The sequence below is a fragment of the Nitrosarchaeum sp. genome, from assembly GCF_025699065.1.
Lineage (GTDB): Archaea > Thermoproteota > Nitrososphaeria > Nitrososphaerales > Nitrosopumilaceae > Nitrosarchaeum.
On record NZ_JAILWF010000002.1, the window covers coordinates 224,599 to 247,491 of the forward strand.

General features: G+C 31.2%; 30 protein-coding genes and 2 tRNA genes. 11 read left to right on the forward strand and 21 right to left on the reverse strand.

The genetic code is table 11. The annotated features are described in order from the left end of the window. Positions 1-22 precede the first annotated feature (22 nt). Positions 23-295 (forward strand): hypothetical protein, encoded by a 273-nt coding sequence (locus tag K5782_RS03540; protein ID WP_007549667.1) that lies wholly within the window; start codon positions 23-25, stop codon positions 293-295. A 237-nt stretch (positions 296-532) separates the two neighbouring features. Here K5782_RS03540 and K5782_RS03545 read toward each other — a convergent pair whose 3' ends face one another. Continuing rightward, the gene (locus K5782_RS03545; protein WP_297464041.1) at positions 533-1,549 is read right to left on the reverse strand and encodes a magnesium transporter CorA family protein; all 1,017 of its coding nucleotides are present in this window, start codon (positions 1,547-1,549) and stop codon (positions 533-535) included. Between the two features lie 274 nt (positions 1,550-1,823). Between K5782_RS03545 and K5782_RS03550 the strand changes: the two genes are divergently transcribed. Beyond that, positions 1,824-1,895: transfer RNA gene (locus K5782_RS03550), tRNA-His, on the forward strand. A gap of 180 nt (positions 1,896-2,075) precedes the next feature. Here K5782_RS03550 and K5782_RS03555 read toward each other — a convergent pair. Genes K5782_RS03555 through K5782_RS03570 form a run of 4 tightly spaced genes read right to left on the reverse strand, consistent with a single transcriptional unit; the run spans position 2,076 to position 3,862 of the window. Further along, positions 2,076-2,423: a hypothetical protein gene (locus K5782_RS03555; RefSeq protein WP_179365819.1), complete on the reverse strand. Its 348-nt coding sequence runs from the start codon at positions 2,421-2,423 to the stop codon at positions 2,076-2,078. Positions 2,424-2,463: 40 nt separating this feature from the next. Then, the gene (locus tag K5782_RS03560; protein ID WP_297464042.1) at positions 2,464-3,222 is read right to left on the reverse strand and encodes a class I SAM-dependent methyltransferase; all 759 of its coding nucleotides are present in this window, start codon (positions 3,220-3,222) and stop codon (positions 2,464-2,466) included. A gap of 25 nt (positions 3,223-3,247) precedes the next feature. Further along, complete coding sequence (locus K5782_RS03565; protein ID WP_007549671.1) at positions 3,248-3,517, reverse strand: UPF0147 family protein; 270 nt, start codon at positions 3,515-3,517, stop codon at positions 3,248-3,250. A gap of 36 nt (positions 3,518-3,553) precedes the next feature. Further along, the gene (locus tag K5782_RS03570) at positions 3,554-3,862 is read right to left on the reverse strand and encodes a non-heme iron oxygenase ferredoxin subunit (protein WP_297464043.1); all 309 of its coding nucleotides are present in this window, start codon (positions 3,860-3,862) and stop codon (positions 3,554-3,556) included. Between the two features lie 51 nt (positions 3,863-3,913). On the opposite strand from K5782_RS03570, the gene K5782_RS03575 reads away from it, so the two are divergent. Next, a complete protein-coding gene (locus K5782_RS03575) occupies positions 3,914-4,690 on the forward strand; it encodes a GNAT family N-acetyltransferase (RefSeq protein WP_297464044.1) in 777 nt (258 codons plus the stop codon). Here the strand turns inward: K5782_RS03575 and K5782_RS03580 are convergent. Both K5782_RS03580 and K5782_RS03585 read right to left on the reverse strand, forming a co-directional pair. Beyond that, a complete protein-coding gene (locus tag K5782_RS03580) occupies positions 4,687-5,556 on the reverse strand; it encodes a fumarylacetoacetate hydrolase family protein (RefSeq protein WP_297464045.1) in 870 nt (289 codons plus the stop codon). The two genes, K5782_RS03575 and K5782_RS03580, sit on opposite strands and share 4 nt — an antisense overlap. Before the next feature lie 11 nt (positions 5,557-5,567). Further along, on the reverse strand, positions 5,568-7,274 hold the full coding sequence (locus K5782_RS03585; RefSeq protein WP_297464046.1) for a glutamate--tRNA ligase: 1,707 nt from the start codon (positions 7,272-7,274) through the stop codon (positions 5,568-5,570). A 414-nt stretch (positions 7,275-7,688) separates the two neighbouring features. On the opposite strand from K5782_RS03585, the gene K5782_RS03590 reads away from it, so the two are divergent. From K5782_RS03590 to K5782_RS03600, 3 genes are all read left to right on the forward strand, one after another. Further along, positions 7,689-7,838, forward strand: a complete 150-nt coding sequence (locus tag K5782_RS03590) for a hypothetical protein (protein ID WP_297464047.1) — start codon at positions 7,689-7,691, stop codon at positions 7,836-7,838. A 173-nt stretch (positions 7,839-8,011) separates the two neighbouring features. Then, a complete protein-coding gene (locus K5782_RS03595; RefSeq protein WP_007549680.1) occupies positions 8,012-8,812 on the forward strand; it encodes an ArsR family transcriptional regulator in 801 nt (266 codons plus the stop codon). A gap of 66 nt (positions 8,813-8,878) precedes the next feature. Further along, positions 8,879-9,052, forward strand: a complete 174-nt coding sequence (locus K5782_RS03600; RefSeq protein WP_297464049.1) for a hypothetical protein — start codon at positions 8,879-8,881, stop codon at positions 9,050-9,052. A 40-nt stretch (positions 9,053-9,092) separates the two neighbouring features. On the opposite strand, the gene K5782_RS03605 is transcribed toward K5782_RS03600, so the two are convergent. Genes K5782_RS03605 through K5782_RS03640 form a run of 8 tightly spaced genes read right to left on the reverse strand, consistent with a single transcriptional unit; the run spans position 9,093 to position 15,364 of the window. Further along, positions 9,093-10,073 (reverse strand): polyprenyl synthetase family protein, encoded by a 981-nt coding sequence (locus tag K5782_RS03605; RefSeq protein ID WP_297464050.1) that lies wholly within the window; start codon positions 10,071-10,073, stop codon positions 9,093-9,095. Continuing rightward, complete coding sequence (idi, locus tag K5782_RS03610; RefSeq protein WP_297464052.1) at positions 10,070-10,711, reverse strand: isopentenyl-diphosphate Delta-isomerase; 642 nt, start codon at positions 10,709-10,711, stop codon at positions 10,070-10,072. Before idi ends, K5782_RS03605 begins: the two co-directional genes overlap by 4 nt. Beyond that, a complete protein-coding gene (locus tag K5782_RS03615) occupies positions 10,704-11,456 on the reverse strand; it encodes an isopentenyl phosphate kinase (protein WP_297464053.1) in 753 nt (250 codons plus the stop codon). Before K5782_RS03615 ends, idi begins: the two co-directional genes overlap by 8 nt. Before the next feature lie 23 nt (positions 11,457-11,479). Further along, positions 11,480-12,427, reverse strand: coding sequence for a mevalonate kinase (mvk, locus tag K5782_RS03620; protein WP_297464054.1), 948 nt, complete (start codon positions 12,425-12,427; stop codon positions 11,480-11,482). Then, positions 12,424-13,257 (reverse strand): MEMO1 family protein, encoded by an 834-nt coding sequence (locus K5782_RS03625; protein WP_297464055.1) that lies wholly within the window; start codon positions 13,255-13,257, stop codon positions 12,424-12,426. Before K5782_RS03625 ends, mvk begins: the two co-directional genes overlap by 4 nt. Further along, a complete protein-coding gene (rpsB, locus tag K5782_RS03630) occupies positions 13,257-13,880 on the reverse strand; it encodes a 30S ribosomal protein S2 (RefSeq protein ID WP_297464056.1) in 624 nt (207 codons plus the stop codon). Before rpsB ends, K5782_RS03625 begins: the two co-directional genes overlap by 1 nt. Positions 13,881-13,887: 7 nt before the next feature. Further along, positions 13,888-15,126 carry an enolase gene (locus tag K5782_RS03635; protein WP_297464057.1) on the reverse strand — a complete coding sequence of 413 codons (1,239 nt, stop codon included), beginning with the start codon at positions 15,124-15,126 and terminating at the stop codon, positions 13,888-13,890. Between the two features lies 1 nt (position 15,127). Next, positions 15,128-15,364, reverse strand: a complete 237-nt coding sequence (locus tag K5782_RS03640) for a DNA-directed RNA polymerase subunit N (RefSeq protein ID WP_007549691.1) — start codon at positions 15,362-15,364, stop codon at positions 15,128-15,130. 52 nt (positions 15,365-15,416) lie between these two features. Here K5782_RS03640 and K5782_RS03645 point away from each other — a divergent pair. Then, positions 15,417-15,501: transfer RNA gene (locus K5782_RS03645), tRNA-Leu, on the forward strand. A 23-nt stretch (positions 15,502-15,524) separates the two neighbouring features. Here K5782_RS03645 and K5782_RS03650 read toward each other — a convergent pair. Continuing rightward, a complete protein-coding gene (locus tag K5782_RS03650; protein ID WP_297464080.1) occupies positions 15,525-16,139 on the reverse strand; it encodes an RNA-binding protein in 615 nt (204 codons plus the stop codon). A gap of 73 nt (positions 16,140-16,212) precedes the next feature. Between K5782_RS03650 and K5782_RS03655 the strand changes: the two genes are divergently transcribed. The 3 genes from K5782_RS03655 to cobT are packed head-to-tail and all read left to right on the forward strand — an operon-like array spanning position 16,213 to position 18,538. After that, positions 16,213-16,860 (forward strand): NAD(P)H-hydrate epimerase, encoded by a 648-nt coding sequence (locus K5782_RS03655; RefSeq protein WP_297464058.1) that lies wholly within the window; start codon positions 16,213-16,215, stop codon positions 16,858-16,860. Further along, the gene (locus K5782_RS03660) at positions 16,857-17,468 is read left to right on the forward strand and encodes a hydroxyacylglutathione hydrolase family protein (protein WP_297464059.1); all 612 of its coding nucleotides are present in this window, start codon (positions 16,857-16,859) and stop codon (positions 17,466-17,468) included. Before K5782_RS03655 ends, K5782_RS03660 begins: the two co-directional genes overlap by 4 nt. Then, positions 17,465-18,538, forward strand: coding sequence for a nicotinate mononucleotide-dependent phosphoribosyltransferase CobT (cobT, locus tag K5782_RS03665; RefSeq protein WP_297464060.1), 1,074 nt, complete (start codon positions 17,465-17,467; stop codon positions 18,536-18,538). The genes K5782_RS03660 and cobT overlap by 4 nt, the downstream gene beginning before the upstream one ends. Here the strand turns inward: cobT and glmS are convergent. The 4 genes from glmS to K5782_RS03685 form a co-directional block, all read right to left on the reverse strand. After that, the gene (glmS, locus tag K5782_RS03670) at positions 18,525-20,285 is read right to left on the reverse strand and encodes a glutamine--fructose-6-phosphate transaminase (isomerizing) (RefSeq protein ID WP_297464061.1); all 1,761 of its coding nucleotides are present in this window, start codon (positions 20,283-20,285) and stop codon (positions 18,525-18,527) included. The two genes, cobT and glmS, sit on opposite strands and share 14 nt — an antisense overlap. A gap of 56 nt (positions 20,286-20,341) precedes the next feature. Further along, positions 20,342-20,932, reverse strand: coding sequence for a 30S ribosomal protein S4 (locus tag K5782_RS03675; RefSeq protein WP_297464062.1), 591 nt, complete (start codon positions 20,930-20,932; stop codon positions 20,342-20,344). 9 nt (positions 20,933-20,941) lie between these two features. After that, a complete protein-coding gene (locus K5782_RS03680) occupies positions 20,942-21,529 on the reverse strand; it encodes a 30S ribosomal protein S13 (RefSeq protein ID WP_297464063.1) in 588 nt (195 codons plus the stop codon). 148 nt (positions 21,530-21,677) lie between these two features. Beyond that, a complete protein-coding gene (locus K5782_RS03685; protein WP_297464065.1) occupies positions 21,678-21,830 on the reverse strand; it encodes a hypothetical protein in 153 nt (50 codons plus the stop codon). A gap of 101 nt (positions 21,831-21,931) precedes the next feature. Between K5782_RS03685 and K5782_RS03690 the strand changes: the two genes are divergently transcribed. After that, complete coding sequence (locus K5782_RS03690; protein WP_297464066.1) at positions 21,932-22,243, forward strand: hypothetical protein; 312 nt, start codon at positions 21,932-21,934, stop codon at positions 22,241-22,243. Here K5782_RS03690 and K5782_RS03695 read toward each other — a convergent pair. Next, positions 22,236-22,736, reverse strand: coding sequence for a hypothetical protein (locus tag K5782_RS03695; protein WP_297464068.1), 501 nt, complete (start codon positions 22,734-22,736; stop codon positions 22,236-22,238). The genes K5782_RS03690 and K5782_RS03695 overlap by 8 nt on opposite strands. Between the last annotated feature and the right edge of the window lie 157 nt (positions 22,737-22,893).

A 22,893-nucleotide genomic window follows, 5' to 3' on the forward strand; every position in this document is an offset into this window, starting at 1 on the left:
ATAAGATAACTTACCTAACCTTATGGGAAAAATCAAGATTAGAACCGGTAGGGGAACTGGAACCAGAGAAATTGATGACGATAAAAAAGGCTGGGCAGGCGACGAATACAAAAAAATTCAAGACGAAAAGAAAAAACAAGCCGCAAATAGAATGATTCATACCGGTAGAGGAACTGGCTCAAAAAGACTAGGAGATTTACCAGATTCAAAACCAAGACCTTCAACCGAAGGTATGACTCGAATCACTGGTAGAGGAACAGGTTCAAGAAAGAGTACTAACAAAGGTTCATCGTAGAACCTCAATTTTCCTTTTTAATTTCGTATATGTTATTCAAATGTTATTTATTCACTAAAAATCATCTTTAGTGATATTCTGTAAAATTATTCAACCTATAACTACTCTCATTTTATTATAATATGTATTATTCATAAAATTTAGTATTAATTGATATGATACAATTATCTTATCTGGTACATTTTTTAAAATTAAAAACTATTTTTTATAATATTTTGCAGTGAATATTATATTGTTTTATCTACCAATCCAACCTAGTTTTTTGAAATAAATAAACATCAATGCGACAGGTATTGTTGATGCCAAAATAATTAATATCAATACTGTATATGGTCCTAAAAATAATACTTGATCATTTAACCCCCCTGGCAAATTTATGTTCATCCCATAAAATGTTCCAATTACTGTTCCAGGAATTGCAAATGTAAAAATTATTGTTAATGCAGCAAGTACTTTATTTGTTTTTTCAGTACTTAACATGAAGTCAGTATCTTTGTAAATTTCCATTGTTTCTCTAGATTCTTCCAGAGTTTCAATTACTTTATCAATGTGATCTATTACATCATCAAAATATAGCGATAGATCATCTTCCTCAGAAAATTTTTTAATATTTTTTGTAATTTCTAATACAAATTTCTTTAATGGATTTGCTATTCGTCTCATTACGTTAATTTCTCTTCTAAGTAAGGCTATACTTCTTGCAACAGATATTTTTTCATCAAAAACTTCATCTTCAAGATCATCTAAATTTGCAATTACTTTTCTTGATATATGTAAGAGTTCATCCACTAGAATGTCTATTATTTCATGGAGGAGATATTCCACAGATTTTCCTAATATTCTTTCTTTTCTATGTGCATCTAAATCATTTTTACAAATATTTACTAAATCTACTAATGGCTTTAAATCTCCTTGATGAACTGTTATTAGAAAATCTTTTCCGATGAATATTGATAACTGACTATTTCTTGAAATTCCCGGCTGTCTTAATATAGATGGAAAATGTAATATCACAAAAAAATGATCTTGATAACTATCTAGTTTTGGAAGTTCTGATTTAGTCATACAATCTTCAATGTTTAATGTATTCAAACGATATGTTTCAGCTAATTTTTCAATATCGCTTCTATCTGGATTTTGTAGATCAATCCACAAAAATCTCTTACCCTCAACGGTTTCAATTTTTCTCTCTACCTGTACCGCTTGTGGTTTTTTCCCAACATGTAGTCTATTAGTAATGAATCCTTTTTTCAAGTTGAATGGTAACTCGATTTAACAAATTTAAAGCGATCGCTTTTTTATCTATTTTTTATAATTTTCATGAATTTGATTCTTTTCTAGAATTTTATGCTATTTCCATGGAAGAAAGAAATTGACGCCAATCCATGTAAGCCCAATTGTTATTCCCATAGCTATCCACCAAAATCTCATGACTATAAATTCTGTTAGTTGATAATAAATCTACAGGCTAATTTTCAATGAGATAAATCAAAGATTATTACGGGATAAGCAATTTTTTATTCTTGTGGCCCTCGTAGTACAGTGGCTAGTATAGGGGACTGTGGATCCCCGGACAGGGGTTCGATTCCCCTCGAGGGCCTACAAATTTTTTTATGATTTTAACCTACAATTCCTCGTGCAATTCTGTCATGACATGAGCATTTACAAAATCTGTAAAAATTTCCATCATGTTCTGAATTGCAAGTATTGCAACCTTTACCTTCTGCCATTTTTGCAGTTTTTATAATTGTGATATTTTTATTTTTTGGTAAATTACTTTTTAAAAAATGCCATATTTACTTGATTCCATTTCTTCTTTTATTGCCAGCTTAAATCTGGGTATTTTACCTTCTAAATTACTTGTAAGCCAAGATAGAAATTTTTTTTCTAAACCCTTTCCTTTGAATTTATCAAAATCAACTCCCATCTGATCAGCTAATTTTTCTACTAATGTTTTATTTACACTAACAACAAAAAAGTGCCATCCAAAAGCAAATTCAGAATCTGTCATAACAAAATCATCTTGACTGTGAACCATTTCTTCCAAAAGTGAAAGCTGGTTTGTTATTGCCTTACTTGTTTTATCATAATCTATTGCAGATACATTAATGTTAATTCTATCTATCATGATTCTATATGATTTACATAAAATAAAAGGATTACACAAATTATTTTAAAAGATGTTCAAAATCAATATTGAAATGAGTTTTCATTATGTCTATGTACGTTTTAATGGATTCCGGGATTTTCTCTCCACACGATACTCCTAAATTCTTTGCATTAATCCAAATTACTAGAGTTTGAATAATTGTCAAAAATCTATCATTTTCAATTTCTGGGATACTGATAGCCTTTGTATATCTCTCAGCAAATTCCCATGCTGTTACAAAATCTATACATTTTACTCCAAAAACTGCTAGTACTTGTTCTTGTAGGCTATTTGCTTTTTTAAAAGGAACTAAATTAATTATGTATGGAAATTTTACTTTTTCAGGAAGGCAATCTGGCAATGGCCCCCAAATTGTAATTATTCTTGTCCCTTCTTTTAGATCTTTAAATTTATTCATCATATTATTGATGATATCTTCATTTGTAAACCAAAACAAAATTGCGGTAGCATCAGAAATGTTTACATTTTGTATGTCGTCACAAATTAATTTACCTTGCATCTTATTTTTATCTAGAATATTTTTTGCTAGTTTAATTTTGTCTGGATTGTTATCAATACCTACAGCTTTTCTCACTTGATATTCTTTCAATGCTATGGCGATTCCAGTTCCATCTCCACATCCAAGATGATAAAAAATATCATTTTTTTCTAATTTTAAAAAATTAAAAATATCTCTAAACGATTTCTCTGGTAATTGAACTTCTTCTCCACTAACTATGCTTTCTGGTAATGATTTTAGATATTCTTCTATTTTCAATATTATGATTAAAACTATACTTGAATTATTCTCTTATGCTTTCAAGTTTTGAAACTGCTTGCCATAACTGTGTTCTTACATATGAGGGCATGTTTGGATCTTGTGTAACATCATCAAGTAAACTTATTGTATTGTTTGCTCTTACTGACAATGAATATTCTTCGTTATTTAACTCCGCTATCAAATCTGTAATTGATTTTTTAATTGTCTTTGGTGTTGAATGACTTGTAGCAATTTGATTTAATGTTTCAATTGCTTCTTTCATTGATTCTTTGTTTTGTTTTTCATCTGCCATTTTTTACACCATTTATTGTTAATTTGAGGTATATAGTCACATCTCTAGAAATATGTTATCTGACTCTATTGATACGTTATATGATGCTACATCTCTAATTTTAGCTGGGAATTTAACTAATTTGCCAGTTTTACAATCAAATTGGGCTCCATGCCATCCACAAATTACATTACAGCCATCTAATTTTCCCTCTGAGAGACTTGAACCAGAATGAGTACATGAATCATCCATAGCACAATATGTACCGTCAATATTTGCAACCATTATTTCTTTACCGTCAATTGACACTTTGATCATTTTTCCAGGAGGAACATCTGCTGTTTTTCCGGCTATAATTTTACCCATTACCGTTTTTAATCAATCATTCTTAATATTTTTTCGTATATGTGTACAATTGTGATAAGAAATGCAGTTGATTCCGATAAATCTGTAATACTGAACTTTTGTCATAATACTTTTTCATGGGGTGATTATATTCAAGATGTCTGGAATTCTTGGTTGTCTGAAGATAATTTATTCATTGTAGAGAAAGAACATCCAATTGGTATAACTCATGCATTTTTCTCTAAAAATCAAGTATGGGTTGAAGGAATCAGAATCAATCCAGATTTTCGTAGACAAGGTTTCGCTAAAAAATTAGTTCAACATGTAGAATTAATTGCTAAAGAAAAACAAATTCCATTTTCTTTTATGTTAATAGATGTTAAAAATCACAAATCTCTTTCAATGGCAAAAAATCTCGGTTATGATATATTTCAAACCTGGAATTTTTATTCACTTATTCCTCAGATTAATAATAGTCATGAAATTCAATTTGGCAATATTTTTGATCAATCAAAAATTCCTCATTATGTAAAATCTTGGAGATGGTTGCCTTTAGATAAAAAAACTATATTGTATTTTTACAAACAAAATAAAATAATTTTTTCAGATAAATCCGGTCCAATTTCTATTGCAGTTCTAACTGATTCTGAGCATTTTGATAAAATTTTGATTGTAACTTTAATTTCCGGTTCACTATCAAATACATTAGATCTAATTTTATACATACAAAACTATGGAGCGGAAAACAAATATCAAAAAATACAAATTTTAACTAGAACCAAATTATCTACAATAAACACATTAGAACACAAAATTACATTTAATCTAATGAAAAAATCTTTGGTCTAATTCTCATTTACAAATCTGATCGTATTTTTTAAAATACCTAAATTCTCAATTTCCATCTCTACTTTATCCCCATTTTTAAGAAATTCTGCATTAGGTTTGTTTAGCATTACTCCTGCTGGAGTTCCAGTTGAAATGATGTCCCCTTTTTCTAGAGTCATAACCTTACTTAGTCCGGAAACTATCTCTGGTATTTTTATGAACATGTTACTTGTAGATGAATTCTGTCGTATCTCCCCATTAATTTTGGTTGTTAATTTTAAGTTCTGTGGATCTTTGATTTCATCTGCTGTTGTTATCCATGGTCCAGATGGTGCAAATGTATCAAAACTTTTCCCTCTAGTGAATTGCTTGTCTTTAAACTGAATATCGCGTGCAGATACATCGTTTAGTATCATATATCCAAATATTGCATCTACAGCTTGCTTTTCATTGATGTTTTTACAATTTTTGCCTATAATCAAAGCTAATTCAACTTCGTAATCTAACTGCGTAACAAAGTCTGGGCAAACTATGTCAGAACCTGTACCGTTTAAAGCAGTTCTAGGTTTTAGGACTATGGCAGGTTCATCAGGTGGCGATAAATTCTGTTCTTTTGCATGATCTATATAATTAAAAGCCAAACATATTATTTTATTTGGATTTGGAATTGGACTTAATAATTTAAATTTTGAAATGTTTTCTTCGTATGGTAAAGTATCAATTTTATCTTTGATTTCATCAAACCATCCATCAAAAAGAAAATCCTTGATATTTTGTGGAATTGGAACCCCTGTTTGATAAGTTATTTCATCCTTTGTTGCAACTCTGTCTCCTTTTACAAAACCATATGTTTCATTATTTTCATGAACTAATCTTGCTATCTTCATAATTTTTTCACTTATTTGTGTGTAAAAATTGCCTGATTTTGTGAATCTTTTCTACAATATCCAAATCTAACAAATTGTATTTCTTCACCATCTTTTAATTCTAAATAATGGGGTTCTGTATAAACCTCTAATTCTTCTAAACTATCTTCATTAAATTTTTCATCAATAAACAATTGTTTTGGAATGAGAATTTTGATCATGTGGGCATCTTTCTGTGGAATCCATTGTATTTTTTGTATGTCTGAATTAGATTCACCTTCCGTAAATTCTCCTAATAACTCTCCATTATTTTTTGATATTTTGATGTTGCCTAATCCTAACAATCTGATTTGAGTACCTTTCATATTTTCAACATCTTCTCCTGAAATGTAGAAATTCTCATCAATGTTGATTTTTCTTTTACCCATATTCTTTATTGGATGATTGGCAATTTCTACAAATGAAAATGGTAATTTTTTAATTGTAAGTTTTTTTGGTTTGCTTACCATAAATAATCTAATACTATCCGCATCAACAAATTTTCTATTAAATGACTCAAGAGCATCAAATGGTGCTAATGTATTTGCTTTAGTTAATCCTAATGATAAGATGAATTTTTTTATTGCTTCTGGTTTAATCCCTCTTCTTCTAAGTGACTCTAAAGTAGGTAATCTTGGATCATCATACCATGATACTTTACCTTCTTCAATCAATGGTTTAAGAATTCTTTTTGATATTGGCATTCCTTTGAATTCAAGTCTAGAAAAGAAATCCTGATATGGTTTTCGCATATTTAGTGCATCTAAAATAGCATCTATCAACTCTTTTCTTAATTCAAATTCCTTTGAACGAAATGCATGGGTTACACCATCAATACTATCCTCTATTGCAACAGCAAAATCATAACTTGGCCAAACTCGATATTTGTTTCCAAGTGTGTAATGTTTTTCTTCTATTATTCTAAACAATACAGGATCTCTCATTACTGCATTATCTGCTTTCATATCTCCTCGAAATCTTACAATTGCATCTCCAGGCTTAAATTTGCCAAACATTTTCTCCCAGCCTTTATTACTTTGTTTAATGTCTTCTCTACTACATTTACAAGCTATACGCTCCCGTCTATTTTCACTAATATCCTCTCTTTTACAAGTACAAACGTAAGCCTTTCCAGAATTAATTAGTTCTATACCTTTTTCATAAAATATTTCCATATCGTCTGAAGTATTTTTTATCACATCAAATTTTATTCCTAACCAGTCTAACCCAACTTTAATTGCAGCATGATATTCCATTCTTTCAGCTTCTGGATTAGTATCATCCATTCTTAAAATGAATTTTCCACCATACATTTTTGCATATTCTGCATTAATGATAGCTGCTTTAGCATGTCCTATGTGTGGATATCCGTTAGGTTCTGGTGGAAATCGAGTAATTACTTTTCCATTCTCTGCATTTTTTAGTGGAGGAAGCCCTTCTCTTTCTTCAGTTTTTTCCTTTGGGATTAAAATATCTGGAAAATTTTCTTCAATTATTTTTTTTTGCTCTTCAAATGATAATTGATTAATTTCAGAAACAATTGTCTTAATCTCTTCAGATATTTCTTTTACTCTTGTTCTAAACTCTGGTTTTGTTCCTAGGATCTTTGCTAATACAATTTTATCCTGAGTTTTTCCTTCATGTTCAAATGCATTTTGTAAAGCTATTTTTCGAATTTCTTTTTTTGCCTCTTCGTCCAAAGTGTCTACCTATGTCTTGCTGTTTGTATTGCCTTTTTTATACTCTGTCTGATTTTAGGTAGATTCTCAATATTTTCACGTACAAAAAAATCTTGGTTTATTCTAAAATTCAATGTTATTTCATTTTTTGTATTGGAATTTCTAATAATTTACACCTGGAATCAATTAACATACATTGTAAATGAATTTGCTCAACGGTGATAAATCCACATTTATGACAAAAAAATTCATTTTCCTTCTTACAAACACTACATTTTTTATTCACTTCTAGTGTTTCACCACATTTTCTACACGATTCTATTCTCATTAATTTTTCAACCTCTTTAAACTACATTATACTTAGTCAGCTAGCAAGCTTACTAGTATGATCTATGATTTACTCTACTCTATAATCTGCTAAGGTATACTATGATCATGACAACAAAACTTATTCAGGAAAATAATACCTGGAATAAAATGGTACATGCCCCATTCAAAAAAGTCGTAAAATTCGATCTTATTTGCATGGGTCTTGGAATCATGATGGGTATTGGAATAGGCGCTTACTTGGTTGCAGGAGCATAACCTCCTCACCAAATTTTTTATGTAATGCAACATATGATGATTATTCAATTTTAATTAAAAATTTGATATCTAAATAAAAATGATCTTTTTAAAATAGAAAAACCTCCAAAATTATTAAAATAACCACAAGATATCTGCAATTATTTTTAACCAGCGATAAAGATGGTTAATTGATGGCTGATCTAATTGATAAAACTGCAAACTATGTTTTAGATCTTGCTAGTCCTCAAAGGCTTAATATTTTATTTAAATTATTAAGTAAAGATTCCACTCCTACGGAAATTGCAAAGGAATTAGAATCAACCAAACAAGAAGTTCATAGAAATTTTATTAGATTAGAGGAAAGTGGTCTTATTGAGAAAAAAAATAATGGAAAATACAGCACTACTACATTTGGAGAAACAGTTTGCACACAAGTTCCAACAATAGTATTCTTTTCTCAAAATAGAAAATATTTTGAAGAACATACATTTATTGACATTCCTTATAAATTTAAAATTCGATGTGGGCAGCTTGCAGTAAGTCAACATGTTAAAGGTATATCAAAAGTTTTGGAACAGTGGAAGACAATTTATAAAAATTCTAGGGAGTATATTTATGAAATTTTATCTGAAGCTCCTCTGGATCTTATCGAGCCTCTAGTTAAACAAATTAAAAAAGGAATTAAATTTCAGTATATATTCTCTGAATCCACAGTAGTTCCTAAAGGAAGAAAGGATTTATTGAAAAAATTAGGATTCAACAATCTTATTGAAAAAGGATTGATAGAACGAAAAATGGCAAAAAATGTTCAGACTGTAATAGTTCTAAATGAAAAAGAGGCATGTGTTTTATTTCCTAAAAATGATGGTGAATCAGATCTTACTGAGATGTTTTATAGTGATGATCCTATGTTTCATGAATGGTGTCTTGATTATTTCCGATTTTGTTGGTATGGTTCAGATGAATTCATTGAGAGTAAGTTAAAAGAATAATTTTGTATTCATTTTTACATAATTTACATCATATCATTTTTTTGTAGGAATGAATTATATCACATAATGTCTAATGATGTTATGAAATCATTAATTATAATGATTCAAAATCACTATGGCGATACTGACATTTTATTAAGAATTTTAAATAATCTTAAAAATGAGAAGCCATTATTTCCACCAGACAAGGAATATTTGAATATTATTTTACAAAAATATTTTCCAAATGAAAAATTTTGAGTTTTCAATGAGTAAATAATCTTGCTAAAATAGATTAAATCTACACGCTTCTTTTTACTACAAAATCCAAAAGATCTATTAATTCTGTTTTAGCGGTACCTGAATAATTTGAAAGCGATTTTTTTGCCATTTCTGCATAATGTAAAGCCTGCTTTCTTACCTCCTCCTCTATTCCAAGTGATCGAATAACATCTACAGCTTTTTCAAGCTCATTTTTACTTGCTTTTGTATTTCCGAATGCTTTTAGAATCACTTTTCTATCTTCACCTTTTGCTAATTTTATTGCCATTAGAATTGGAAGAGATTTTTTACCTTCTCTAAGATCATTGCCAACAGGTTTTTTTGTAATCTTTGAATCTCCCATTACACCAATAAGATCATCTGTAATTTGAAAAGCAATTCCTAAATTCTTACCAAAATTTGATAAATTTGAAATATCTTTTTGATTACCTGTTGCGCAAATTGCACCCATCGAACAAGATACATCAAATAATGCAGCGGTTTTTTTACCAATCATTGTGATATACTCATTTTGTGTAGGGATCCTTTTTTCTTCAGCCATTTTTACATCTAATAATTGACCTTCACATACATCTACACATGCCTTTGCCAATCTGGAAACTAATTGAACTATTGCATCATTGGATAATTTTGCATTTGAAATAATTTGATATGCCTTAGAAAATAACACATCTCCAGCTAGTATTGCAATTGGCATTCCAAATTTTTTATGCACTGTAGGTACTCCATGACGCATTTCATCATTATCCATAATGTCATCATGAACTAAAGTAAAGTTATGTATCATTTCTACTGCACTAGCAGCAGGCATGGCAATTACTGTACTACCTCCTAATATTTGACAGCTCTTCATTACCATATGAGGTCTGAGTCTTTTTCCTCCATGGATGATAAGATGTGATGCTGCATCATATAGCATTTTAGGATCTCCTTTTATCTTGGAATTTAGATATCTATTGACAATTTTTGCATTTTTTTCAATCGTGCTTGTTTTTTTCATCTTATTAATCTCCATTTATCATCTGGAAGATGATTTTGTATTGCTTTTTTCAATTCTGTTTGCAAATCTGAATTAATCCAAGATGATAAAACATCTTTATATTTTTCTAACATTTTATTTTCAGATCTGTCTAGAAATATCAATGCAATTAACATCCATGGACAATAAATTTTTGGATTGTTTTTAATTTCAGAAAGAAATTCAGATGCTGAAATCCATCTTATCTCATCTATTTCTCCTTCTATCATTTTAAATTTAGTTGATTCATCAACAATCCCAATTAGAGTACCACAAATTTCGTTTTCAGAACCTATATTTTTGTAAGGTACATGATATTCAAACTTCATTAAATAGTCCATCTTACAAGAAATGCCAACTTCTTCAGGCATTCTTCGCTCAGCTGATGATGTGTATGTCTCACCTTCTCTTGGATGACTAGCTACTGTTCCATCCCAATCTTCTGGCCATAGCATTTTTTCTTTTGCTCTTCTTGTTAGAACCAATCTTCCATTTTTATCAAATAACAAAGCTGTAAATGCTCTGTGAAGTTTTCCATTTGGTAAATGACATCTTACCTTTTCTTCTGAACCTATAGGATTATCGTTTTCATCAACCAAAATTACATATTCATCAGACATTTTTTTTACCTCTGAACAATGTTCCTTCATACTTGTTGTTTTTAACCGCTTTCACTATTCTCTCTGGTTTGTTACCATTTACAAAAAAAACATTCATTCCACTTTTTGCAATGTTAGATGCTTCATCTACTTTTCTAGTCATTCCTCCTGTTACATCCATTTTGTTTTCAGAAATTTTAGGATTTTCTCCTTTTAACTCATAAATTAATTTTTTAGTTTTTAGATCCGAGTATAATCCGTCTTCGTTTAAAGCAAAAATTACTAATCTTGGTTTCAAAATTTTTGCTAAATGAGTCATTATTTTATCTCCTGATAAAATGTATGTTTTCTTATTTCCATACCAAAGTACATCTCCATACGTGATCGGTATTAATCCTGATATTGCAATTTCTGTTATTTCTTTTACTTTTTTTATCATCGGGATATTTCCTGACATAAAATCCGTTGGAGGAAGGGAATATGGATTTAGCTTATTTTTTACAAATGCATTTAATATTATTTTGTTAAGATCAATCATTGAATTTTTAACTACAGATACTCCATGCATGTCATACCTATTTGGTTTAGTATGCATATCATATTTTACAGACCAATAATGCCCAAATGATCCTCCCCCATGAACAATAATGATTGGCTCATCAATTTTCTTCAAATTTTTAGCAATGTTTTCTACAACTTTTTTTCTAGGACTGAGTGGTTTTTCTTTATTTGTGATAATCGAACCTCCTAGTTTTATGAGAATCATGCAGTCATCAAATACCTAGTCCATTAAAAAGTATCCAATCCTTTAAAATCAATTTTTACAGAAAAACATTCATAGTCATTCATCTTTAATTCTGAAATAATTTTTTCTAAGTTTGACACATCGGATAAAGCAATAATACATCCACCTCCTCCTGCACCTGTAATTTTTGCCCCAAACGACGAATTCTCTGCTATTTTTATCATTTTTCGTAATTTTTCATTAGATATGCCTATTGTTTCTAAAAATTCTTGATTATCTTTCATACATCTACCCAGTCCTTGTAAATCATTATTTTTTAACATGATTCTAACCCGATTTACTAATTCTAATTCTTTTTGACACATGATGGAAAATTTTTCTTCATTTTTTTCTTTGAATTGCTTAACATTTGATACAACTATTTCTGTTGAATGCTCAATGTTAGAATTTGCAATAACGAGATGAAAGTTTGATTCAGATTTAATTTGAGAGAATCCTTTCTCTTTATCGTATTCCATCAGTCCACCAAACGTACAAACTGTACAATCTGCTCCAGATGTATTTTGAAAAATTGTTCTTTCTGCCTCTATAGCTAACTCTAAAATTTTTTCTTTACTAGTTTTTTCAAATAATTTAGATATTGCAGCTGCACCTGCTACACAACATGCAGATGAGGATCCTAATCCTACTCCTGATGGAATTTCTGATTTTACATAAATTTTAATTCCCTCTGATTGATTATATTTTTTAATCATTTTATTTGCTAAATATACAAATGGTTTTAATGGTGAACTTATCTCATTCATTGATTTATTGAGTGAAACTTCTAGTTCTCCGATGTTTGATTTAATTATGATTTTGTTTTCAGGAATTCTTTCAGCTGTGACTGTAACTCTTTTATCAATAGCACAAAGAATTGCTTTTATTCCATATACAACAAAATGTTCTCCAAAAAGAATGACCTTTCCAGGTGCAGAAGCTTTAGAAATCAAGTGAAAATGATCGACCCATATCCAACAACAGAACTCTTATCTCCTGAAATATCTCCACTTGTGGCATATTTTAATAACTCTCCTTTTGTTGCACCGATTTCTTTACATGCAATCATTGTTGATGCGATGGCACCATATCCACACGCACTAATGTCTTTTTTATGTAAAATATCATAAAATCTGTCTACATCTAACTCTAAAATAGGCTCAATTAATGCTGAATCTTGTTCATGTGCAAACTCGTTAGACTCGTAATGTGTAAAATCTGAAGAACCTATGATCATGACTTTGTTTTTCTGAGCTATTTTTGCCATGGCAATACCCACTTTAATTGCAATTTCTTTACTCTGATTTATTAAAGCAATGGGAACTATTTTGAAATTTGTTGCAATCTCTTGTAACATTGGAATTTGTACTTCAAGACTGTGTTCTCTTGAATGAGAAAAATTATCTATTTCAATTATATCTGTTAATTTTGAAATCTCTTCTGCAATTTCAGAATCAACTTCGACTTCTCCTAGAGGCGTTTCCCATTTGGTATCTATCATTGTTGCTACACTACTTCCTATTCCCCAATGATTTGGTCCTATGATGATGAATAGATCCGGTATGTCTGAAGATATTTCATAAAATGAGTTACATGCTATTGGACCAGAATATACATATCCTGCATGTGGGCAAATCGCTCCAAAAATTTTTTTTTTGATATTTGATGGTGGGATTTTACCTGGACCAAAATTATGTAAAAAGCATTCTTTGATTACTTTTTTTAATTCCTTTTTTTCATTTGGATAGAACATTCCGGCTACTGCCGGCGTTCTAATTTGCATTACTCTATTTCCTCTTCCGTTATCTTTGTCTCAAAATCATCGATTTCGTATTTCATTGGTTCATCTTCTTTTAATTCTCCTCTTTCGATGAGAATTTGACGAACCAATAACCAATATACTGTGGCAAGAGCTTTTCTTCCTCTGTTGTTTGCAGGAATAATCACATCAAGTTTTGATGTAATGTTATCTGTATTCGAAATTCCAATTACTGGAATACCAGCATTTGTAGCTTCTGTAATTGCTTGTACATCCACTTGAGGATCAGAAATTAAAACTAATTTTGGTTCAATATAATATGGTAAAGATGGGTTTGTAAGAGTTCCAGGCATAAATCTCCCTAGTAATTTTTTAGAACCTAGCATTTCACAAAATTTCTCAATTGGAGTATTGGCATACTGTCTAGCTGAGCATACAATTAGCTTATCTGTTCCTAAACGATTGATAAATTTAGCTGCTGTTTTGATTTTTTCTAATGTTATATCAATATCTAACATGTAAAGTCCTTCAGGACTGGCTTTTGTGATAAACGGAGTCATGAACTTCGTCTTTACTGGAGTTCCTACTCTGATTCCAGTAGATAAGATCTTCTTTTTGATATCTGTGGATTCTGCTTGTTCACTCATAGCGATTTTAAATCTCTGCCATACCGCGTATTAAATCATGCTCTGATAGGCGTATGAGCTCATTTAGCTTTGCGACCCTTTCTCCACCTACTATGCCAACTTTGAGCATTTTTGACTTTGTTGCTAATCCTATATGAGCAATATGTGAATCTGTAGATTCTCCAGATCTATGTGATGTGATTAATTTTATGTTATTTTGATTAGCTACTTTGGCAAATTCAAATGCATCATAAAGACTACCTGCCTGATTGACTTTTAGGATTGCAGCATTACATGATTTCATGTTGATTGCCTTTGTTAGGACGTCTTTATTTGTAACCGTTAGATCATCTCCTGTTACTAATGTTTTTGGAAATTTAGTAGTTAATTCTGCCATATCTTCAAAAGCTTCTTCATGAACTGCATCTTCTGCATAAATTAATTTGTATTTTTTAATAATATTTGCTGCAAATTCAATTTGTTCTTCTGAAGAATTTACAAATCCTGCTCTTTCGTAAACATATTTCTCTTTTTCTTCACTCCATTGGGTAGATGACGCAAAATCTACTCCTAATGCCACTTCTTTACCTAATGTAAATCCCAAATTCTCACAAGCTTTTGCTGAAAGTTCTAATGCTTTTTCATTTTTTAGTTTTGGAGCCCATCCTCCTTCGTCCCCTCGTCCATTAGTAAAACTTGGATCTTCTTTTTCTAAAATACGACGTAATTCCTTATGAACTGCCAAATTAGTTTCAATTGCATCTCTAATTGTTTTTGTTCCTATGGCACAAATCAAAATTTCTTGTATGTCTGGAGTTCCTGGTCCTGCATGTGCCCCTCCTCCTAAAATATTTCCTAAAGGAAACGGAAATTTGAAAGATGACTCTGAAGATAATGTTTGAAACAAAGAAGTGTCATTTGCTTTTGACGCTGATTCCATTGAAGCAATACTTACTGCAAATGCAAGGGCACCTCCAATTTTTGCATAATTTGAAGATTGATCTATACTTCTTAGTGTATCATGTACGGTCTTCAAATCTGACGATTCTAAACCAATAAATTTTTGAGCATTCTTATTTAACATTCTAAGGCTTTCTTCAGGTTTTTCATTTGGGAAACTTACTGCTTCATACTTTCCAACACTTGCTCCTGAAGGTGCACAAACTCTGCCTAGAAATTTATTTTCTGATATGATGTCAACTTCGATAGTTTTACTTCCACGACTATTGTAAATAATACGTCCGTTAATGGATGTTATTTTTGACAAACTATTCTAATTCTGATTGGACTTCTTGGTGTCTTCTTTGGATTGCTTCATAAAATGGAATAACCTGTTGAATAGTTTCCACTGTAGTCAAAAGCATTCTTCTACAACAATATCTGTTAATTCCCAAAGAATCTAGTCCTTTAGCTGGATCTTCTCCAGATCTTACTTTATTTTGATAATCTTCATACTTATCAGCAATTAAATTTCCACAGGTAAAACATCTAACAGGAATTAACATACGTACAAAAAAGTAATCAAGGATTATAAAAACCATACAAGGATTTTTTGTTGCGGGTGTCGCCCAGCCTGGCCAAAGGCGCTAGCTTGAGGGGTTAGTCTCTTAGGAGTTCGTGGGTTCAAATCCCATCACCCGCATATTATTTAATTTAATGTAGATTCTATTTTTGAAGTTTGTTTAACGTTGCAATTAGATCTGAACGCCTTTTCTCTTCAGTAATTGCACCTCTTACATCATCAATTAAAATACGATCTACGTCTATTTTTCTTCTAGCTTCTTTTACCACTTTATCATACATTGAAAATGGATACAAATTCAAATACAAATTTTCCATCACTTCAAAAATTCTTGTTGCCTCCTCAATATCTCCAATTCTAATTTTATCGAAAATCATTCTTTTTAATTCTCCTATGCAATCCATTAATCCTAAAACATATGATTCTGGCATTACTCCTAATTCTTTTTCTGAAGGAATTTCCTTTTTTTCAATTATGGCTATTAATGATGCAGCCTCGACAAATTCTTGTTCAGGTGTAATCATATATTTTCGAAGATCTGGTGTAGTTTTTTTCTTATATTTTTTTAACAAAACATCCGCTTGTTTAAGATAGTTTTTTGCTGTTTTAACATCTCCCTTATGAGACGATATGATTGATTTACTAGAAATAATTATTATTTCTCTTGTATTTTTTAATAAAAATTCTCTGGCATCCTGACTTTCTGTTAAAGATTTTGCAATTTTATTTAAAGATGGCTTTACTTTCTTTAATGTCATGTTGATGTATGGCAAAAGTCTAGAATAAATCATTTGCCAAAGCTCTTATTTTGGAATAATTCTTTTCTATATTATGGAGATAACTGTAGATCAAATGTATCAAATAGAAAATAATGGCCACGCTATGGGTTTTTTAAAAAAATTTATGATGGAAAATGCAGGAGCTGCAGCTGTACGACGATTGATTGAAAAATTTGGAGATGTCACTTCAAAAAATATTTTGATTTTTGTGGGTATGGGCAATAATGGTGGTGATGGTCTAGTTATGGCAAGACATCTATCTGGATATGGAGCTATGGTGACAGTACAACTTTTAGGATCTCCTGATAAAATAAAAACTGAAGAAAGTTCTTGGAATTGGTCTATTTTAAAGAAAATGCCTTCTGTAAAATTATTTAGCGGTGATAATTTACATTTTGATTTTATTCCAGATATGATTATTGATGCAATTCTAGGTACTGGAATATCTGGTGAAATTCGAGAACCATATGTGTCTGCAATTAATTACATTAACAATTCTAATTGCTTCAAGTTTGCAGTAGATGTCCCATCTGGATTAGATCCACAAACCGGAGAAACTGCAAATATCTTTGTAAAATCTGACATGACCGTAACATTTCATAAAATGAAACAGGGTATACCAAAAAGAAAAGATTTGACTGGTGAATTATATGCAGAGAAGATAGGAATTCCTCCAGAAGCTGAAGAGGGAGTATTATGAAAGTACATCAGATTCAAGTTGGAAACATGCAAAATTTTACTTATGTTGTAGAGGATGAAGAGACTGATGAGGCTATAGTAATTGATCCATCTTGGGATCTTGACCAAATCGAACAAATCATCCAACGAAATAATTTAAAAATAAAATATATCGTAAACACCCATCATCATTTTGATCATACTCTCGGAAATGAGGGTATGGTGAAATTAACCAATGCACAAATAATTCAGCATGAAAAATCAGAATTAAAACATGATATTACTGTAAAAGATGGTGATATAATTGAATTTGGGAATTCAAAGTTGACTGTTTTACACACTCCCGGTCATTCACAGGATAGCATGTGTTTAATTGGAGATGGAAAAATTTTTTCTGGTGACACTCTTTTTGTAGGAAATTGTGGACGAATAGATCTACCTGGAGGAAGTGCCAAAGAATTGTATCACAGCCTTTTTGATACTCTTTATTCGTTAAATGATGATCTAATTCTTTACTGTGGGCATAATTATGGAGGTTCTTTAACATCTACTATTGGAAAAGAAAAGTTGACTAATTTTGTCATGCAAAAACGAACTGAACAAGAATTTCTTGACATGATGGGACAATGAGCTATTTAGATGATTTTGAATTTTTTGGTAATGTAACCAAAGCCCAAAATTTTATTGATGATGTTAAATCTGGAAATTTTTTGTTCTCACTTGCAATATCTTATACTGAGACTTGTGAAATCCCCGGCATAACATTTGCTGGTGCTGATAAAGATTCAATAAAATTTACTCCACCAGCAGACGCAGAATATCTTTACTATGGTTATTGTAAAACTATAGATAAAATTCCAATGACACCTGACGGTAAACCTACTCCGGGTTTACTTACAAAGACAGCATTGGAATCATGTAGCATTCCACATATAGTAATTAATGCTGGAAGTAAGATTTCTCCACAACTACCTTTCATCCAAACCGGTTTGTTACATGGACAAAATATTTCAGTTGAATCTGCGATGAACAATTCTCAAGTATCTCAGGCAGTAGATTATGGCAGAATGGTGGGACGAATACTTGCTTCAATGACTGATTGTTTGATTATAGGCGAAAGTATTCCGGGTGGTACAACCACTGCACTTGCTGTATTGCGTGGATTGGGATTCAAAGCTAATGTAAGTTCTAGTATTCCAAATAATCCTGTAGACCTAAAAAATCAAATTGTAAATACTGCATTAGAAAGAATAACTTCGAAAAATCCATACCATGTAATATCTGAAGTTGGTGATCCAATGATTGCTTTTGTAACTGGTATGTTAAGCTCAGCATCTGAAGTTACTAAGGTGATGTTGGCGGGTGGTACACAAATGACTGCTGTATTGGCATTTGCCTCAAAAATTGGTTTTAATGAACAAAACACTGCTATTGGAACTACTTCCTATATCACTGATGATGAGAGTGCAAATTTCAAATCACTTGTTTCAGAAATTGCTGATATTCCAGCAATAGCTGTAAAACCCGGACTTGTAAATTCCCAGTTTTCTGGACTAAAAGCATTCTCACAAGGATTTGCAAAGGAAGGAGTTGGTGCAGGTGGTAGTATGATTGCATCAATGATTAAAACTGGAAACAATGCAGCTAATTTTTTACCATTAGCCGAAAAAGAATACCATCGACTTTTTACTTCACTGTAACTGATTTAGCCAAATTCCTTGGATAATCTGGATCCGTATCTTTTTCAATTGCAGCATAATATGATAATAACTGTATTGGAATTGTTTCTGAAATTGGATATGCCAATTCACTAGTTTTTGGAATTTCTATCCAATAATCATAAACATCACTTTTTTCATCTGATATGCCGATTATTTTTGCACCACGTGCCTTAATTTCTCTAGCACTCGTTAATGTGTCAGAATATGTGGAATCATTTGGATTAATTATTATCACAAAAACATTGGAATCCATAAGTGCCAGAGGCCCATGTTTTAATTCTCCTCCAGCAATTCCTTCAGCATGAATGTATGTGAGTTCTTTTAACTTCAAAGCTGATTCTATGGCTATTGGATAATGAACTCCTCTACCTAGAACGTAAATATCTGAGATCTCTTTAATTTCCTTAGCAATGTTTCTTACTTGAACGTGATTTTCAAGAATCCTTGAAATTGCATTTGAAATTTCTTTATAATCAATAACAAAACTTCCATTACAAATCACTTCTACTAATTTGTATATTACAATAATTTGTGATGTGAAACTTTTTGTTGCAGCAACTCCTATTTCTGGACCACAATTCATACCAATAATGAAGTCTGATTCTCTTGCCAAAGATGATGTAAGCGAATTTACTATGGATATGATCTTGCATTTCTCTTTTTTAGCAATGTTCACAGCTTCTAACACATCTGCACTTTCACCACTTTGAGAAATTGCAATTAATGTTGATTCTGGTTCAATTATTTGAGATGAAAATTGTAATTCACTTGAAATTATGGTGTCTGTCTTAATTTTTGCATATTTTGCTAAGATTTGTTTTGCTATTAGCGCTGCATTATAGCTAGTTCCGCTTCCTGTTATGTAGATATTATTTGAATTTTTAATTTGATTTCCTGCATTTTTTATGGCATTTTTAGTATTCTCTCCTGATTTGAATATAATGTCAGGTTGTTCTGAAATTTCTTTTAATGTAAAATGTGCATAAGCCCCTTTGTATGCATCTGCAAATTCTTTTGATACTTTAGTAATTTGCTGTTTTACGACATTTCCATTAAAATCAAAAATTTCTAATTTATTTTTATCAATTAAAACAAAATTTCCATTTTCAATGTATATTGCATTATCTGTTTGTTCAATGAATCCTAAAACATCACTTGATAGAAAATAACTATTTTTTCCAATTCCCACAATTAACGGCTCATGAAACCTTGCTGCAGCCATTTGACCATTCTCAAACATTGCAACAAATGCATAATTTCCTTTCAACTCTGATACTGTTTTGATTATTGAATCTTTGACATTTTTTACACTCTCATAATTTTTTTGAAGAAGATTCGCTATTACTTCGCTATCTGTTTCACTTTTGAAAATATATCCATCTTTTTCTAGCTGTTTTTTTAATTCTTCAAAATTCTCTATAATTCCATTGTGTACAATTGCTAATTTTCCAGAATTACTGGGATGTGGGTGTGCATTAACATCTGTAACCTTTCCATGAGTTGCCCATCTAGTATGGCCTATGCCAATTTTTCCGGGTAATGTGTCAAGTTGAACCTTGGAATTTACCTCTTCTACTTTCCCAATTCCTTTTTTTAATTCAATTTGACTATTTGATTCAGTTGCAACTCCTACACTGTCATATCCACGATATTCCATTCTCCTTAATCCTTTGACTATTATGGGTGCAGCTACTTCATTTCCATAATACCCTATAATTGAACACATGGTTAATCTATTTTATAATATGAGGGGTTATTTACTGTTAGACTTGTTTTTTATTATTATTTGGTTGAAGAACTTTCTACAACGTCTTCAGATTCTTCTTTGACTGCATCTATGTCTGAATTAACTTGGGTTGTTTCTGGTTTTTTAGTACTTTCTAACATACTTGGAATGTTAGATTCAGGTGAAAAGTGAATATTCTTTTCCTCTTCAAGTGTTACAATATATGATGGGATGTCTACCTTTCTATCTCCAATCATTATGTGTCCGTGAATTACCGCTTGTCTTGCTTGATAAGGTGTTTTAAATCCAAATTTTCTTGTTACAATTGTTTGTAGTCTACGCGAAAGTAAATCGTTAACTTGGAGATTCAACACATCATCTAATGTTGATTCATTACTGACCAGTCCGATTCTTGATAATGATTTCATCAAAATTGGTTCTTTTTCTAATCTAATTTCTTGTCTTAATGCAAGTAATGATCTTGCTTGATGTCTAACTCGAGATAACTCTGTATGCGCTTTCCATAATTCTCTTTTTGATCTTAAACCAAAAGTTCCAAGAGTTTTTAATTCATCCATTTTTAATTCATAATTTAGTGGTCTTTTTGGTTTTCGCCACATACGTCTTGGATATTTAGGATCTCCCATTCAATTCACCTATTTCTTTTTCTCCGCAGGTGCTGCCTTCTTTTCTTCAGCTGGTTTAGCTGCTGCCGGTTTTGCTGCGGCTGCTGCTGCAGGTGCTGCTGCGGCTGCTGCTGCAGGTGCTGCTGCGGCTGCTGCTGCAGGTGCTGCTTTACCAGCTTTTGCAACTCCAACAGCTCCTCCTTTTCTGCCTGTAGTTCTAGTACATTGTCCTCTAACTTTTAATCCATACATGTGACGATAACCTCTCCAACTGTTTGTGATCCTTTCTCTTTCGATATCATTTCTTAATGTAAAAGGAATATCTGAGGTTAACAGATGCATATTTGCTCCAGTTTCAATATCTTTTCTTCTATTAAGAAACCATGCTGGAAAATTCCCTGCTATGGGATTGGTAATTAATTTTTCAATTGATTCCACATTGGCTTCAGATAGAAAACCGATGTTTGTATTAGTGTTGATTTTTAAAGTATCTAAAATTGCAGTAGCAAAATTATATCCAATTCCTTTAATCTGGGTTAATCCGACAATGGCTTTTTTAGCTCCTGGAATGTCGTTCCCTACAATCCTAACAATGTGTCTATATTCTTGGGTACTCAAGTATTCAAAAATTCTTAGTTACCCCGATAAAAACCATGCTAGGCGTTGATTCAAAGCATTTCAATTAGGAACTGATAATGACTATTCCTAATTTGTATCTCTTAAGGTCTATTTCAGCCATGATCTAATATGCACAGAATACTCAAATTTATCTAAAGTCTGAATCTTCTGTCCAGTCTTTACCGTGTACATTCCATTGACTGCATTTACAGCATTTTTTCACTCCTCTTTGGGCATCAATTTCAATGCAGAAACAATGTTTTCCTTTTCCAGAAGGGTCTTTGAGACATAACTTTTGCATTATTTGCAATTATTTTTTTTATTAATTATCTTATTGGTATTCTAATGGCTATGATTTTGAATTAGATAAGTTATAAATTCACATAAACATTTAGGAATAAAATGGATGATGCATTTGATCGGGAAAAAGTAGTTGACTGCATGTTTGATCCTGTGACCTCATCTATTTTAGCTGATTTAGAAGATGGTGAAAAAGAATGTTCTTTCTTAGCGGAAAAATCATCTATTTCTGAAAGTGAGGTTTTGGAAAGACTTTCTTACTTAATTGAAAAAGGGTTTATTTTTAAAAATTCAATTAATGGAAAATCTGTCTTTTCTGCAAATACTGAAAAATTAACTCAAATCGTAGAAAATAGTGATACCTTTAATGCAACAATTGAAGGCTTAGAAAAAATGGATAGTTATCTTAACTAAAAGATCTCTTACGATTTTTTATTGCATAAATTGGAACAATAATCATTCCAATTAATCCAATTATGAGAACATATAGAGAAATAAATCCTAATGATTTCTTACCTGCGTCAGGTTCTGGTCCTATAACTCCAAAGATCTTAATTTCTTTATCATTTGTATTTTCAATAACTAATTTGTATATGCCAGGAGTAGTAATTTTGAACTGTCCTTCATAGTCTTCATCATCGATTAATTGCGATTCTATTTCAACATCAAATGGATCTAATATTTTCGCTTTAATTCCTTTAGAATCAAGTATTTGAATCGCATAAATTCCATTTTGTGTCTCCTTATTATCTAATTCAGCTGGAATTATCAAACTTTCTCCGACCTTAAATTGTCCTTCTCCCTTGATCAAATCCTCAAAAATTACTTGATTTCCATAAAATGACAAAATTATTCCTGTACATACTATGCCTCCTACAATCACAAAAAGAATGCCAATTCTTTGCATGTCATGCTTGTGGTATTCTTTAGTTTAAACCTAATTTTTTAATATTTAATTTATTCTATAACCAAAAATTAGATTAGGCTAAAAAAGTTAGCCTAGGCTAACTTTTAAATAAACAAATCATGCATGATAATTGAATTTGAAATTTAATAGATCAAAC